The organism is Pseudoalteromonas sp. UBA2102, assembly GCF_002331165.1.
Classification (GTDB): domain Bacteria; phylum Pseudomonadota; class Gammaproteobacteria; order Enterobacterales; family Alteromonadaceae; genus Pseudoalteromonas; species Pseudoalteromonas atlantica.
In genome coordinates, this window is record NZ_DCYU01000009.1 from 17,598 (window position 1) to 30,105 (window position 12,508).

At 42.5% G+C, this 12,508-nt stretch carries 13 protein-coding genes and 1 tRNA gene; 8 read left to right on the top strand and 6 right to left on the bottom strand.

Translation table 11 applies throughout. The features are described 5' to 3' along the window. Positions 1–717, top strand: a 717-nt coding sequence (locus B2R65_RS00720; protein WP_286740207.1) for a DnaB-like helicase C-terminal domain-containing protein, incomplete at its 5' end; no start/stop codon positions are given. Then, positions 717–1,796 carry an alanine racemase gene (gene alr / locus B2R65_RS00725; RefSeq protein WP_273608209.1) on the top strand — a complete coding sequence of 360 codons (1,080 nt, stop codon included), beginning with the start codon at positions 717–719 and terminating at the stop codon, positions 1,794–1,796. The genes B2R65_RS00720 and alr, both read left to right, overlap by 1 nt. A gap of 14 nt (positions 1,797–1,810) precedes the next feature. On the opposite strand, the gene B2R65_RS00730 is transcribed toward alr, so the two are convergent. Next, complete coding sequence (locus B2R65_RS00730; protein ID WP_004588463.1) at positions 1,811–2,050, bottom strand: DUF2960 domain-containing protein; 240 nt, start codon at positions 2,048–2,050, stop codon at positions 1,811–1,813. 98 nt (positions 2,051–2,148) lie between these two features. Here B2R65_RS00730 and B2R65_RS00735 point away from each other — a divergent pair, with 98 nt between their 5' ends. Genes B2R65_RS00735 through B2R65_RS00745 form a run of 3 tightly spaced genes read left to right on the top strand, consistent with a single transcriptional unit; the run spans position 2,149 to position 3,869 of the window. Continuing rightward, entirely contained in the window at positions 2,149–2,400 is a 252-nt protein-coding gene (locus B2R65_RS00735) for a hypothetical protein (RefSeq protein ID WP_004588464.1), read from the top strand. A 41-nt stretch (positions 2,401–2,441) separates the two neighbouring features. Then, on the top strand, positions 2,442–3,059 hold the full coding sequence (gene pnuC / locus B2R65_RS00740) for a nicotinamide riboside transporter PnuC (RefSeq protein WP_286740210.1): 618 nt from the start codon (positions 2,442–2,444) through the stop codon (positions 3,057–3,059). A gap of 3 nt (positions 3,060–3,062) precedes the next feature. Next, entirely contained in the window at positions 3,063–3,869 is an 807-nt protein-coding gene (locus B2R65_RS00745) for a phosphotransferase (RefSeq protein WP_286740212.1), read from the top strand. On the opposite strand, the gene B2R65_RS00750 is transcribed toward B2R65_RS00745, so the two are convergent. Continuing rightward, the gene (locus B2R65_RS00750; RefSeq protein ID WP_024031630.1) at positions 3,866–4,048 is read right to left on the bottom strand and encodes a hypothetical protein; all 183 of its coding nucleotides are present in this window, start codon (positions 4,046–4,048) and stop codon (positions 3,866–3,868) included. The two genes, B2R65_RS00745 and B2R65_RS00750, sit on opposite strands and share 4 nt — an antisense overlap. 234 nt (positions 4,049–4,282) lie before the next feature. Here B2R65_RS00750 and B2R65_RS00755 point away from each other — a divergent pair. Together B2R65_RS00755 and B2R65_RS00760 are read left to right on the top strand one after the other, a co-directional pair. Then, positions 4,283–4,357: transfer RNA gene (locus B2R65_RS00755), tRNA-Arg, on the top strand. 151 nt (positions 4,358–4,508) lie between these two features. Next, positions 4,509–5,735, top strand: a complete 1,227-nt coding sequence (locus tag B2R65_RS00760) for a cyclic di-GMP phosphodiesterase (protein ID WP_286740216.1) — start codon at positions 4,509–4,511, stop codon at positions 5,733–5,735. Here B2R65_RS00760 and B2R65_RS00765 read toward each other — a convergent pair. Continuing rightward, positions 5,695–6,018, bottom strand: a complete 324-nt coding sequence (locus B2R65_RS00765; RefSeq protein WP_029772472.1) for a hypothetical protein — start codon at positions 6,016–6,018, stop codon at positions 5,695–5,697. The genes B2R65_RS00760 and B2R65_RS00765 overlap by 41 nt on opposite strands. A gap of 281 nt (positions 6,019–6,299) precedes the next feature. Here B2R65_RS00765 and B2R65_RS00770 point away from each other — a divergent pair, with 281 nt between their 5' ends. Beyond that, positions 6,300–7,568, top strand: a complete 1,269-nt coding sequence (locus B2R65_RS00770) for an outer membrane protein transport protein (protein WP_286740220.1) — start codon at positions 6,300–6,302, stop codon at positions 7,566–7,568. A gap of 105 nt (positions 7,569–7,673) precedes the next feature. Here B2R65_RS00770 and B2R65_RS00775 read toward each other — a convergent pair whose 3' ends face one another. From B2R65_RS00775 to B2R65_RS00785, 3 genes are all read right to left on the bottom strand, one after another. Beyond that, positions 7,674–10,526 (bottom strand): valine--tRNA ligase, encoded by a 2,853-nt coding sequence (locus B2R65_RS00775; RefSeq protein WP_286740222.1) that lies wholly within the window; start codon positions 10,524–10,526, stop codon positions 7,674–7,676. Between the two features lie 55 nt (positions 10,527–10,581). Continuing rightward, positions 10,582–11,028: a DNA polymerase III subunit chi gene (locus tag B2R65_RS00780; protein ID WP_024031635.1), complete on the bottom strand. Its 447-nt coding sequence runs from the start codon at positions 11,026–11,028 to the stop codon at positions 10,582–10,584. Positions 11,029–11,295: 267 nt separating this feature from the next. Further along, positions 11,296–12,508, bottom strand: a 1,213-nt coding sequence (locus B2R65_RS00785; protein ID WP_286740223.1) for a leucyl aminopeptidase, incomplete at its 5' end; no start/stop codon positions are given.

A 12,508-nucleotide genomic window follows, 5' to 3' on the forward strand; every position in this document is an offset into this window, starting at 1 on the left:
ATGGGTAAAACCACCTTTGCGATGAACCTTGCTGAGCACGCCGCAATGACGCAAGACAAGCCTGTGCTTATTTACTCATTAGAGATGCCCTCTGAACAAATTATGATGAGGATGTTGGCATCACTTGGTCGTATTAACCAAACTAAGGTACGTACTGGCCAGCTAGATGATGACGATTGGGCACGCCTTTCATCAACTATGGGGCTGTTGATGGAAAAAGGCAAAATGTATGTTGATGATGCATCGGGGCTTACACCTACCGATGTGCGTTCACGTGCAAGACGTATAGCGCGCGACCACGGTGGTATTAGTATGATCATGGTCGATTACCTTCAGTTAATGCGCGTACCTAGTTTATCAGATAATCGTACTTTAGAGATTGCCGAAATATCGCGTTCATTAAAAGCGCTCGCTAAAGAGTTACAGTGCCCGGTTATTGCGCTTTCGCAGCTAAACCGTACGCTAGAGCAACGTGCCGATAAACGCCCAATTAACTCAGATTTACGTGAGTCGGGTTCGATAGAGCAAGATGCCGATTTAATCATGTTTATATACCGTGATGAGGTATACAACGAAGACAGTACAGAAAAAGGCATCGCCGAAATTATCATAGGTAAACAGCGTAACGGCCCAATTGGTAAAGTGCGCTTAACCTTCCAAGGGCAATTTTCTCGCTTTGATAATTACGCGGGGCCAGCAGTTGATGATGAATACTAATGCGCCTAGCCACTGCCGAAATTAACCTAACCGCCCTTGCGCATAACTTATCGCAGGTAAAACGTTTTGCGCCAAATAGCAAAATAATGGCGGTATTAAAAGCCAATGCGTATGGGCATGGTTTAGTAAAAATTGCCCAGCACTTAAATAGTGCTGATGCTTTTGCTGTTGCCCGAATTGATGAAGCCCTCGCACTGCGCGCCGGTGGTTTAACAAAGCCAATAGTACTGCTTGAGGGATTTTTTAATAAAGCCGACTTACCTATTTTATTGGCTAATAATTTTCAAACTATTGTGCACGACGAAAACCAGCTTGCAGCAATAGAAAATGCCACCTTAGATGCGCCAATTACTTGCTGGCTAAAAATAAACACCGGCATGCACCGATTAGGCATAGCACCGGAGCAGTTTGACGCATTTTATAGCCGCTTGCAGCGCACACCCAATGCTAAAAGCACCATTAATTTGATGACCCATTTTTCGTGTGCCGATGATACGCACAATACTAAAACGGCACAGCAAATTAGCTTATTTGATACGCTTGTAAATGGCATAGATCAAGCACATTGTTTATCAAACTCGGCCGGTATTATAGCTTGGCCAGCAGGACACGGTGATTGGATACGCCCAGGACTTATGCTTTATGGGGTGTCGCCAATGGCAAACTGCACAGGGCAAGAACACAATTTAAAGCCGGTCATGCGTTTAACCACAAAGGTGATTGCAGTGCGTGATGTTGCCGCCCATGAGCGAGTAGGGTACGGAGGCCGTTGGCAAAGTGATAAACCAACCCAATTAGCCGTAGTGGCTATGGGTTATGGCGATGGCTATCCGCGTCATGCCAAAGAAGGCACACCGGTTATGATTGCAGGGCAGCGTTACGGTATTGTAGGCAGTGTGTCTATGGATATGATAAGCATTGATATAGGCGAAAACGAGCACAATGTTAAAGTAGGCGACAGCGTTACAATGTGGGGGCCGGAGCTTCCGGTTGAAGAAATAGCCCACTGCGCCGATACTATCCCTTACGAATTACTGTGTAATATTACACCGCGCGTAAGTTACGAGTACCAGCGATAGTTAACAAGTGATATTTATTCTTTAATAAAGTAAATATCACTAAAGCCCATGCGGGCAAATTCTTGGTCACGAAAGTTACGTACAGCCGAAGAGCCTTTTGAGGTCATTTCTATTTGGCGTACCATGTTTAAGTAGTTAGTTAAATCAATACCTTCGGCAGCGGCAATAGCTTGATACATGTCGTGGTATTTGTCTTTTGCGAAGTTAATTTCGCGCGGTTGGTTTTTAAATGTATAGGTTATTCTGCGTGCCATAATAAGCTCAGCTAATTGAGTGTGAGTGTAATTTTACACTGTATTGAACTGGCATTGAACGATTTGTTGAAATCAAATAATTAAAAGTAGAGTTTAAAATGAAATTATCAGTAGAGATCAGTAAATACCCACTTCATCAAGATTACATTCCGTTTATTAAGGGCTTTATTGACCGTTTGAACGAATACGACAACTTAAAAGTGATCACCAATACGCTTTCTACGCAAATTTTTGGCGATTATGATTTAGTAATGCAAGTGCTAAACACTGAAATTAAACGCTCGTACGAAGAGTTTGGTAAGGCTATTTTTGTTTGTAAGTTTTTATCTGGCGATTTATCTCCAGAGTAATCGCCTTTATTTAACGTGTATTAAAAACGGTAACCGCACACATGGATTTTTTAACACAAACCTTAAGTGGTTTTACAGCAATGTCGTATTGGGAATATATTGCGGTAGGGTTGTCTATTGCTTATTTGTTACTGGCAATAAAAGAGAGCCTATGGTGCTGGCCTGCCGCTTTTTTTAGCACGCTTATTTACACCATAATGTACTGGAATGGTGCGCTGCTTATGGAGTCGCTACTTAATTTTTATTACATGTACATGGCTGTATTTGGCTGGATGGTATGGCGCAAAGGCAAAGCAGATAATATTAGTATTACCTCATGGTCTACACAACGCCACGCCATTCTTATAGGCGCTACGAGCTTAGCGGCCATTATTATTGGCTATGTAATGCAAAACTACACCCACGCCGATTTTGCCTACCTAGATAGCTTTACAACCTGTTTTGCAGTGGTAACCACGTATTTGGTTGCTAAAAAAGTACTCGAAAACTGGCTGTATTGGATTGTTATTGATGCGGCCTCTATGTATTTGTATTACGAAAAAGGCTATTACCCAACGCTCGCGCTATTTATTTTTTACACTATTATGGCCGCGTGGGGATTTAAAACCTGGTACGAAGAGTACGAGCAAAGCCAAGCTAAGCCATTAGCGCAATTATAACGCATGCACCGTAATCCAAATATTGCCGCGTTATGTAGTGAGTTTGTGGCACCTGAGCACGTGCTACAAACCACTAAATTAGTGAATGGTTTAAGTAACGACAATTACTTAATAAAAACCGCACAGCAAAACTACTTATTAAAATGCTACAAATCGCATTGGCCTACAATAGGGCTACAAGCCCAAACTGCACTTAGCCAACATAACGTTTGCCCTAAACCCATTTGGCTCGATAAGGCTAACAGGCGAGCTGCATTTCGCTATATTTGTGGTGATATTGCTACTAATACCTACAGCATCGACTTAGTTGAAAAATTGGCACGCGTTCATAGTTACCCTCTAGCTACACAGCCAATGGATATTGCAAAAGAGCTTGTGTATTACGCTAATAGCAACATATATCAACAGCACAGCCGCTTAATTGAAGATACGCTAAGCGCCATTAATGACATGCCCTACAACAGTGGCTTTTGTCATAACGATTTAGTTAAAGATAACCTAATAGTAAATTCAAGTGGCATGTATTTGATTGACTTTGAATATGCGCAAACAAACGACGTGTATTTTGATTTAGCGGCACTTGCGGTTAGCTTAGAGCTAAATGCGCACGCAGAGCACACTTTGCTTGAGCAATATAGCGCCCAGCAAGCAATACCCAGTGAGTTTTATTGCGCTTATGAAAAGCTACGTTACTTTAAAGTGGTGTTTTTGGTGTTGTGTATAGGGTGGTATGAGCAGCGCGACATAAATAATAAGGCAAGCACATTACGCGCGCAGCTAAATAAGTTATCAAGCGAAATAAAAGGTTAAAGCCCGCCAAAACGCGCGGCAAGCTCTTTGTACTTTGCTACTTCGTCAGCATCAAATTGGGGTTCACCGTTTTCATCTTCAGACTTGGCAATAAGCAAGCTCTCACGAGCAAGGCGTTTTACCCGCTCGGCTTTTACACCTAAAAACTCAGCCACTTGCTCAGTCGACATTAAACTCATAATTACATCCTCTATATAATCCGTAAGCATTCAGAACATGTTGCCAAACGGTTACTATTTTTTTATCGAATACCAATAAATAGCTTGTTTTTGGCAAGTTGTGAAGTGTTTTATCAAAAACAGTTTGATTTATAGGCATATAACTCAATGATGCTGGTATTTATTTAAAGATCTCTTTATTATTGCCAGTGCTAAAGCATTGATATCGCGAGTTAGTGTTTTGGCAACAAATGTGCTCTTGTGGTGAAATGGATATCACGTGGCCCTCCGGAGGCTAAGTTCTAGGTTCGATTCCTAGCAAGAGCGCCATTTGCTTTTTATTGTTTTCCTTGTTTACGTCTACCTTCATTTTAGTAGTCCTTTATAGTTATATGGTATTGCCCTCAACTCAAAAATTAGACTTTTAGGGTTAAATAATGCTATTTAGTAGGCATATTTAATTGTAGAAAACGCTTCTGCCATGCTCATCGCGTTACCCATTTCAGAGCTCACCCCAGGTATGTTTGTTGACAGTGTTACCAAACAGCATGAAGGGCTCAACAGTATAAAAATAAAAACCAGTGGCTTAGTGCGAAACCAGGCAATTATAAAACGCTTAGTAACCGAAGGCGTTTTAGAGCTGCTTATCGACTTTACCAAAGGCGATGCCGCCATACCCGATAAGTACAAACCTAAGAGTGCGCCCTCACAAAAGAGCACCACATCAAGCAGTAAAACAAAGCCACCCGTTGTAAAACCTGCGATTACCCTTGAGCAAGAATTTGCCAAAGCCAGCATCAACTTTGAGCAGCATAATCGCAAGCTGCAAGCTTTGTATGGCGATGTAACCACAGGGTTGTCGGTTAATTTAAAGGTGATTGATGAAATGGCTAACGATATAGTCAGCTCGGTATTTAGAAATACCAGCGCAATGACCATTTTAACCCGCATAAAAGACAAACATAGCTACAATTGGCGCCACATGATTAACTGCGCTATTTTTACCGCCGTATTTGCTAAATATTTAGGATATAAAGAAGAAGCCGTGCAGCAGCTTGCTATGGGCGCGTTACTTCACGACTTAGGCCAAGCTAAACTCCCGCAGGGGATTATTTCTAGGCCAAGTAAACTCACTAGCAGCGAAATGGATATTATTAAACGCCATGTGGCTCAAGGTTTAGGTTTGGTTAAAGGTGAAAAAGGCATTACCCCCCTAATACTCGACATGATAGTTAACCACCATGAGCGATTAGATGGCTCAGGCTATCCGCGTGGTATTAGAGCTGAAAAGCTTAGCCGCCCAGCGCGGATGATGGCAATTGTTGATGTGTACGATGCGCTAACAGCCGATAGACCGCATCAAGAAGGGGATGAACCCATTAATGCGCTGCGTTATTTGTTGGCTAACAAAGAGCTATTTGATGCAGAGCTAGTACAGCACTTTATTAAATGTTTAGGTGTGCACCCAGTAGGCACTATTGTTAAATTAACCAATGAGCGATTAGCTCTCGTGCTCGAGGGCAATAAAACAAATCCCATCAAGCCTAAAGTTAAGCTATTTTATAATGCTAAACACGGGCACCACGTCACCCCTAAAGACTTAGACTTAAATGAGCCTGATCAAAGTATTAAAATAGTCTCGAGTATCAAGCCACTCGACTATCAAATTAATTTGGCTCGTTTGTTAAAAGAGCACTTGTTGAATTAGCTTTTTTACAGCGCTTAAGTTTTTCGCGTTTAGCAGAAATATAAGCGCCTAAAAAACAACTCGCCATTAACGTTAGCCATAATAATGTTCCTTGCTGTACATGCAGTGCAATACAGCAAAAAGCTAACGACACTAATGCATTTAGCATGGCCCCTAACCAGTAATGGTTTACGGGGTTATCGCATTGGCCGGCTTGTGTGCAGGCACAATAGTTTGCTTTATAAAAACAAAACACACTGGCGCCACAAAAAATGAGCCCTGCAATAATAAGTAAAATGATCACCTATTTGCTTCCTTTGTGATTTTGTAATGAGTTTAAAATGCAGGGAATTACAAGTCAATCTAAATGATAATTAATTACAATTAGAGTATAAGCTCTAATAACACATTTCTGCTCCGATGAGTTTTAAATAGTTGTTAAAATGTAGTTAAAAAACGTGTTTTTTGGTGTTTTTTGTCGCTTTGTTACAGTTTTTTATAAAAAATTAAGGTAGTGTAGCCAAGTTTAAAATCCTAATAACAACACATAGATACCCAAACGCTTGTTTGGTTAAGGACACAACAATGAAATTTTCTAAAACTCTTATTGCAGCTTCGCTTGCATTTGTTTCGGCTGATAGTTTTGCAGCCGCGTTTCAATTAGCAGAGCAAAACGCGTCAGGTTTAGGCCGTGCATACGCAGGTGAAGCATCTATCGCAGATGATGCGTCTGTTGTTGCTCGCAACCCTGCATTAATGACTTTATTTAAAGATAAGCAACTTAGTGTTGCTGCTATTGGTGTAATTCCAGATGTGAGCTTAGAAGGGACGCAAACCAATAACGGTATTGATCCAAGTGCCCTAGATGATGACAGCATAGCACCAAGCGCAGTTGTACCTGCCGCTTACTTTACTATGCCGTATAACGATAAAGTATCGCTAGGTTTTGGCGCGTTTTCTAACTTTGGTTTATCTACAGAGTTTAACGATGACTACGTAGCAGGCCAAATTGCAGGCGAGACAGAAATTTTCACCGTTAACCTTAATGCAAGCGTTGCTTATAAAGTAACTGAGCAATTTAGCTTTGGTATTGGCTTAAACTACATTTATGCAGATGCAACCGTAATCCGTAAAGTAGGCGCTAATACAAGCGGCTTTGATTTTGGTGCTGATGCAGTAAACCTTCAAGGTGACGACACAGGCCTAGGTTTAAACGTTGGTTTAATGTACCAACTAGACGAAAATAGCCGTTTTGGTTTTAACTACCGCAGCGAAACAGACATCACATTTGAAGGTGATTTCTCAAATGACTTACCAGTAGCTGTAGGCGGCACTGGTGGTGCACAACTACCGGGTTCTGTAGAGATAACGTTACCAGCTATTGCTGAGTTTTCTGGTTCTCACCAGTTAGATGAAAAACTTGGCTTACACTACAGCGTATTATGGACAGGTTGGAGCAGCTTTGAGTCACTAGAAGCGCAAGTAACTGCACCAACAGGCGACAAGTTTGTTGCTTTTGAAAAGCAAGAGCAGTTTGACGATGCGTTTCGTTACTCTATCGGCACAGATTATCAATACAACGAAGACTTACTACTTCGTGCAGGTGTAGCGTTTGATGAGTCGCCAGTATCGCAAACTCACCTTTCTATCTCTATCCCTGATACAGACCGTTTTTGGTTCTCGTTTGGTGGTAACTACACTATCGACACGCAATCAAATGTTGATTTAGGTGTGAGTATTATTCGTGGTAAAACACAAACATTTACTGAAGCTGATGAGTCAGGCAGTGAGTGGGGCTTTGAGTCTAAAGGTCACGCTGTACTTGTTGGCGCTCAGTACAACTACAAGTTCTAATGTAGCGGTGCCTTGTGGTTAATCGCAGGGCACAAAAAAGCCGCTCACTTTAACAGTGAGCGGCTTTTTTAATGCCTGCTAAATTGCTTTAGCAGGCAACTAAAATTATAAGCTTTCTATTTTAGTTTTTTGCTCAAGTAGCTTGGTTTTGGCATCAGTGAATTCAGCTAATTTAGCATTTTCTTTTGTAAGTACGGCTTCTGGTGCGTTATTTACAAACTTTTCGTTAGCCAGCTTGTTTTGCACTTGGGCTAGGCCTTTTTCTGCTTTTTCGAGTTGCTTGTTAATACGTGCAAGCTCTGCTTCAACGTCAATTAAGCCCGCCATAGGGATCATAATTTCAAGGTTGCCAACATAGGATGTTGCACACGCTGGTGCATCGTCTTTGTTTTCAAGCAGGGTGAACGATTCAAGTTTAGCAAGCGAGGCAATAAATGACTCGTTCTCGTTAATACGGCGCACATCATCGCTTGACGCGTTAGCTAGCAACACGTTAAGTGGCTTACTCGGGCTGATGTCCATCTCACCACGAATAACACGAATTGCTAAAATAAACTGTTTAACCCACTCTAAGTCGTCCATAGCTTGGGCATCAACGTTTGCTTCATTATAAACAGGGAAGCCCTGTACCATGATGCTGGTGCCTTTAGTTTCAAGCCCTGCCAGTGGTGCAACGCGCTGCCAAATAGTTTCGGTAATGTATGGCATCATTGGGTGCATTAAGCGCAGTAGGCTTTCTAGTACCGTAATGAGTGTATTACGTGTACCACGTTGCTGTGCTTCATTGCCTTTAAATAATACCGGCTTAGTCAGCTCTAAGTACCAATCACAGAACTGGTTCCAAGTGAATTCGTAAAGTGTGTTAGCGGCTAAATCAAAGCGGTAGTTATCAAGGTGCTCAGTGTAGGTTTTAACCGTTGCTTCAAATTGACCTAATATCCAACGATCGGCTAACGAGAACTCTTTTTGTGCATCGTTGAAGCCACAATCTTGCTCTTCTGTGTTCATTAATACGTAACGGCTTGCGTTCCATAGTTTATTACAGAAGTTACGGTAACCTTCTAGGCGGTTCATATCCCAGTTGATATCACGACCAGTTGATGCCATTGCTGCAAGGGTAAAGCGAAGCGCATCGGTACCGTGTGCTTCAATACCATTTGCAAATACTTTGCGCGTATCTTTTTCAATTTTTGCAGCAAGTTTAGGCTGCATCATGTTACCGGTACGCTTTTGTACTAAATCTTCAAGCTCGATGCCGTCAATCATATCTAGTGGGTCAAGTACGTTACCTTTTGACTTAGACATTTTATCGCCGTTGTCATCACGTATTAGGCCGGTAACATACACTGTTTTAAACGGCACTTGTGGCTTACCATTTTCATCTTTTATAAAGTGCAGCGTCATCATGATCATACGCGCAACCCAGAAGAAAATAATATCAAAACCCGTTACTAACACGTCAGATGGGTGGAAGGTTTTTAAATCATCCGTGTTCTCTGGCCAACCTTGCGTTGAGAACGTCCATAGCGCAGATGAGAACCAGGTATCAAGTACGTCTTCGTCTTGGCTTAGCGTAACATCATCGGCAATGTTGTTGTCGCGGCGTACCTCAGCTTCATCGCGGCCAACGTAAACGTTGCCTTCGCTGTCGTACCAAGCTGGAATACGGTGACCCCACCAAAGCTGGCGTGAAATACACCAATCTTGTACGTCGTTCATCCACGAGAAGTACATGTTCTCGTACTGTTTAGGCACAAACTGAATGTCGCCATTTTTAACGGCATCTTTTGCAGGTTCTGCAAGTGGCGCAACACGTACATACCATTGGTCGGTAAGGAGTGGCTCAATGATCACACCAGAGCGGTCGCCGTAAGGTACAGTTAACGCATGGTCTTCGATTTTTTCGAGTAAACCAAGTTCTTCAAATTCTGCGATAATCGCTTTACGCGCAGCAAAACGGTCTAGGCCGTGTAAGCGCTCAGGAATTGGCGCATCAAACTCAAGTTCTTTACCGTCAAAGGTGTATGTTTCACCTTGGCTTAGAATAGCAGCGTTTTTATCGAAAATATTGATCATTGGCATTTTATGACGCTTGCCAACTTCGTTATCGTTAAAGTCGTGTGCAGGGGTGATTTTTACACAACCCGTGCCTTTGTCTTTATCAGCGTGTTCATCTGCAACAATTGTGATACGACGATTTACGATAGGCAGTAAAATCTCTTTACCAATTAAATCTGTGTAGCGCTCGTCATCTGGATTAACCGCCACACCTGAGTCACCTAGCATGGTTTCTGGACGTGTTGTTGCTACGACAATGTAGTCTTTGCCGTCTTGTGTTTTAACGCCATCAGCAAGTGGGTAGCGCAGATTCCACATGTGGCCTTGTTTGTCTTTGTTTTCAACTTCAAGGTCTGAAATAGCTGTGTGTAATTTTGGATCCCAGTTTACTAGGCGCTTACCGCGATAAATTAGGTTTTCTTTGTGAAGACGTACAAAGACTTCTTTAACCGCTTCAGATAAGCCATCGTCCATCGTAAAGCGTTCACGGTCCCAATCAACCGATGCGCCAAGACGGCGAAGCTGTTTAGTGATAGTACCGCCAGATTCGTTTTTCCATTCCCAAATTTTATTAATAAAATCTTCGCGGCCTAAATCGTGACGTGTTTTACCTTCTTCAGCGTGTAGTTTACGCTCAACCAACATTTGCGTTGCAATACCCGCGTGGTCAGTACCTACTTGCCATAATGTGTTGTTACCTTGCATACGCTTAAAACGCGTAAGGGTATCCATTATTGTATCTTGGAAGGCGTGGCCCATGTGCAAGCTACCGGTGACATTTGGCGGCGGGATCATGATCGAATACGGTACGCCTTGGCCAGATGGCTTAAAGTAGCCTTTTTGTTCCCAGTCTTGGTATAGCGACTGTTCAATATCTTGCGGATTGTAGGTTTTATCCATTACACAGAACCTTAAATAAGTACTTAAATTAGTTGGTTAGCTTTATCCTAAACGGCTAGCTATTAATCTCTTGCGTGCTGATATTGGCACCAAGTTGGCGCAGCTTTTTAAAGCGCTCACGAGCGGCTTGTTTAGCTACAGACTCTACTGGTACAAAATCAAAAACTTGGCTAAAACGCCTAATAAAATCAGGCAGGTTATTAGCTAAGTTAATTAAAACGTTACGTTTGCCAACAGGAGGCGTGGTGCCTATTTCTACTGGTGCGCCGGCTTTAGGGCCTTCGCCTTGCAGGTTATGCGGCACAAAACTGTCGGGATCAAATGCCCAAATGGTTTCGTCAATGGCATAGGCGGTGTGTTCGTTATCTACAAAAATAAATACACGATGCCCTAATCGATACTGCTCTGCGGCAATTTGAGCTGCTAAAGCAAAATGATCATCAGCCTGCGCTTTAGATTCATCTTGTTGCTTTAGAACGAAAAATTGAGCATTCATGTTCATTGTATCGGGGTTTCCCATGACATTGAATGTGCACATAGTTGATACACATAAATTAAGAGGCAGATTTTGCCATATAACGGGGTTTGCTTCAATTAATACACAGATAATTACAGCAATAAAAAAGGCGCCAAATGGCGCCTTAATACAAGTTAAATAACCTAAGCTCTGGTTAAAATATTTTGCCTATGGCAAATAAATTTAACGTTGTTAGCGCTAAAAATATCTGCTGAGTGGCTTTTCTAAATAAGGCTCAGGTTAATTAGGTTATTAGTCGTGCGTAGCTTCGCTTACACCCGCTCGGTTTAATAAATACTGAGTAAGCATAGGAACAGGGCGACCTGTTGCGCCTTTTTTAGCACCACTGCGCCACGCGGTACCGGCTACGTCTAGGTGAGCCCAGTTATACTTTTTAGTAAACTTAGATAAGAAACACGCTGCGGTAATAGTACCAGCAGAGCGCCCACCTAAGTTTGTAAAATCGGCAAATGGGCTATCGAGTTGATCTTGATAGTCATCCCACAGTGGTAACTGCCATGCACGGTCGCCACTTTGCTCAGACGCTTTTAATAAATCATGCGCAAGTGGGTTGTGGTTTGACAGTAAACCTGTTGCGTGTGCACCAAGGGCAACAATACATGCGCCTGTTAGTGTTGCTACGTCAATTACTGTATCTGGGTCAAAACGCTCAACGTAAGTTAACGCATCACATAATACTAATCGGCCTTCGGCATCAGTATTAAGCACTTCAACGGTTTGCCCCGACATTGTTGTTAAAATATCACCAGGGCGATACGCGTTAGAGCTTGGCATGTTTTCACAGCCGGCTAAAACACCAATTACATTAATAGGTAGCTGCATTTGTGCCAGTGCGCGCATAGCGCCAATTACACCAGCTGCGCCGCCCATGTCGTATTTCATTTCATCCATGGCTTCGCCTGGCTTAATTGAAATACCGCCCGAGTCAAACGTTAAGCCTTTACCTACTAGCACAATAGGCGCTTGCTCATCGCTTGCACCTTTGTAGTTAATAACCGACATAACCGATTCGTTATCACTGCCGCGACCAACTGCTAAGTACGAGTTCATACCTAGTTCGGCCATTTTTTCTTCGCCAATAATATCAACGGTGATGTTGTCAAAATTGCTAGCCAGCTCTTGCGCTTGTTCGCCTAAATAAGCAGGGTTACAAATGTTGGGTGGCATGTTGGCTACGTCTTTACATAGCTTACTACCTGCGGCAATGGCTAAACCATGCTCAATAGCGCTTTCACCAATGGTCAGCTCGCGACGTGTTGGTACGTTAAACACAATTTTACGAAGTGGACGACGAGGGTCTACTTTTTTGCTTTTTAGCTGATTAAATGTGTATAGGCAATCTTGTGTTGTTTCTACCGCTTGGCGAACCTTCCAGTAGGTATCACGACCTTTAACGTGTTGCTCTGTTAAAAAGCACACCGCTTCCATTGAGCCGGTTTCGTTT

What these genes read in the sequence shown, in the direction of transcription:
- B2R65_RS00770 (WP_286740220.1), top strand. Translation starts at nt 6,300, where the DNA reads ATGAAATTTTCTAAAACTCTTATTGCAGCTTCGCTTGCATTTGTTTCG.
- B2R65_RS00730 (WP_004588463.1), bottom strand. Translation starts at nt 2,050, where the DNA reads ATGGCACGCAGAATAACCTATACATTTAAAAACCAACCGCGCGAAATT.
- B2R65_RS00735 (WP_004588464.1), top strand. Translation starts at nt 2,149, where the DNA reads ATGAAATTATCAGTAGAGATCAGTAAATACCCACTTCATCAAGATTAC.
- B2R65_RS00750 (WP_024031630.1), bottom strand. Translation starts at nt 4,048, where the DNA reads ATGAGTTTAATGTCGACTGAGCAAGTGGCTGAGTTTTTAGGTGTAAAA.
- B2R65_RS00780 (WP_024031635.1), bottom strand. Translation starts at nt 11,028, where the DNA reads ATGAACATGAATGCTCAATTTTTCGTTCTAAAGCAACAAGATGAATCT.
- B2R65_RS00745 (WP_286740212.1), top strand. Translation starts at nt 3,063, where the DNA reads ATGCACCGTAATCCAAATATTGCCGCGTTATGTAGTGAGTTTGTGGCA.
- B2R65_RS00775 (WP_286740222.1), bottom strand. Translation starts at nt 10,526, where the DNA reads ATGGATAAAACCTACAATCCGCAAGATATTGAACAGTCGCTATACCAA.
- pnuC (WP_286740210.1), top strand. Translation starts at nt 2,442, where the DNA reads ATGGATTTTTTAACACAAACCTTAAGTGGTTTTACAGCAATGTCGTAT.
- alr (WP_273608209.1), top strand. Translation starts at nt 717, where the DNA reads ATGCGCCTAGCCACTGCCGAAATTAACCTAACCGCCCTTGCGCATAAC.
- B2R65_RS00760 (WP_286740216.1), top strand. Translation starts at nt 4,509, where the DNA reads ATGCTCATCGCGTTACCCATTTCAGAGCTCACCCCAGGTATGTTTGTT.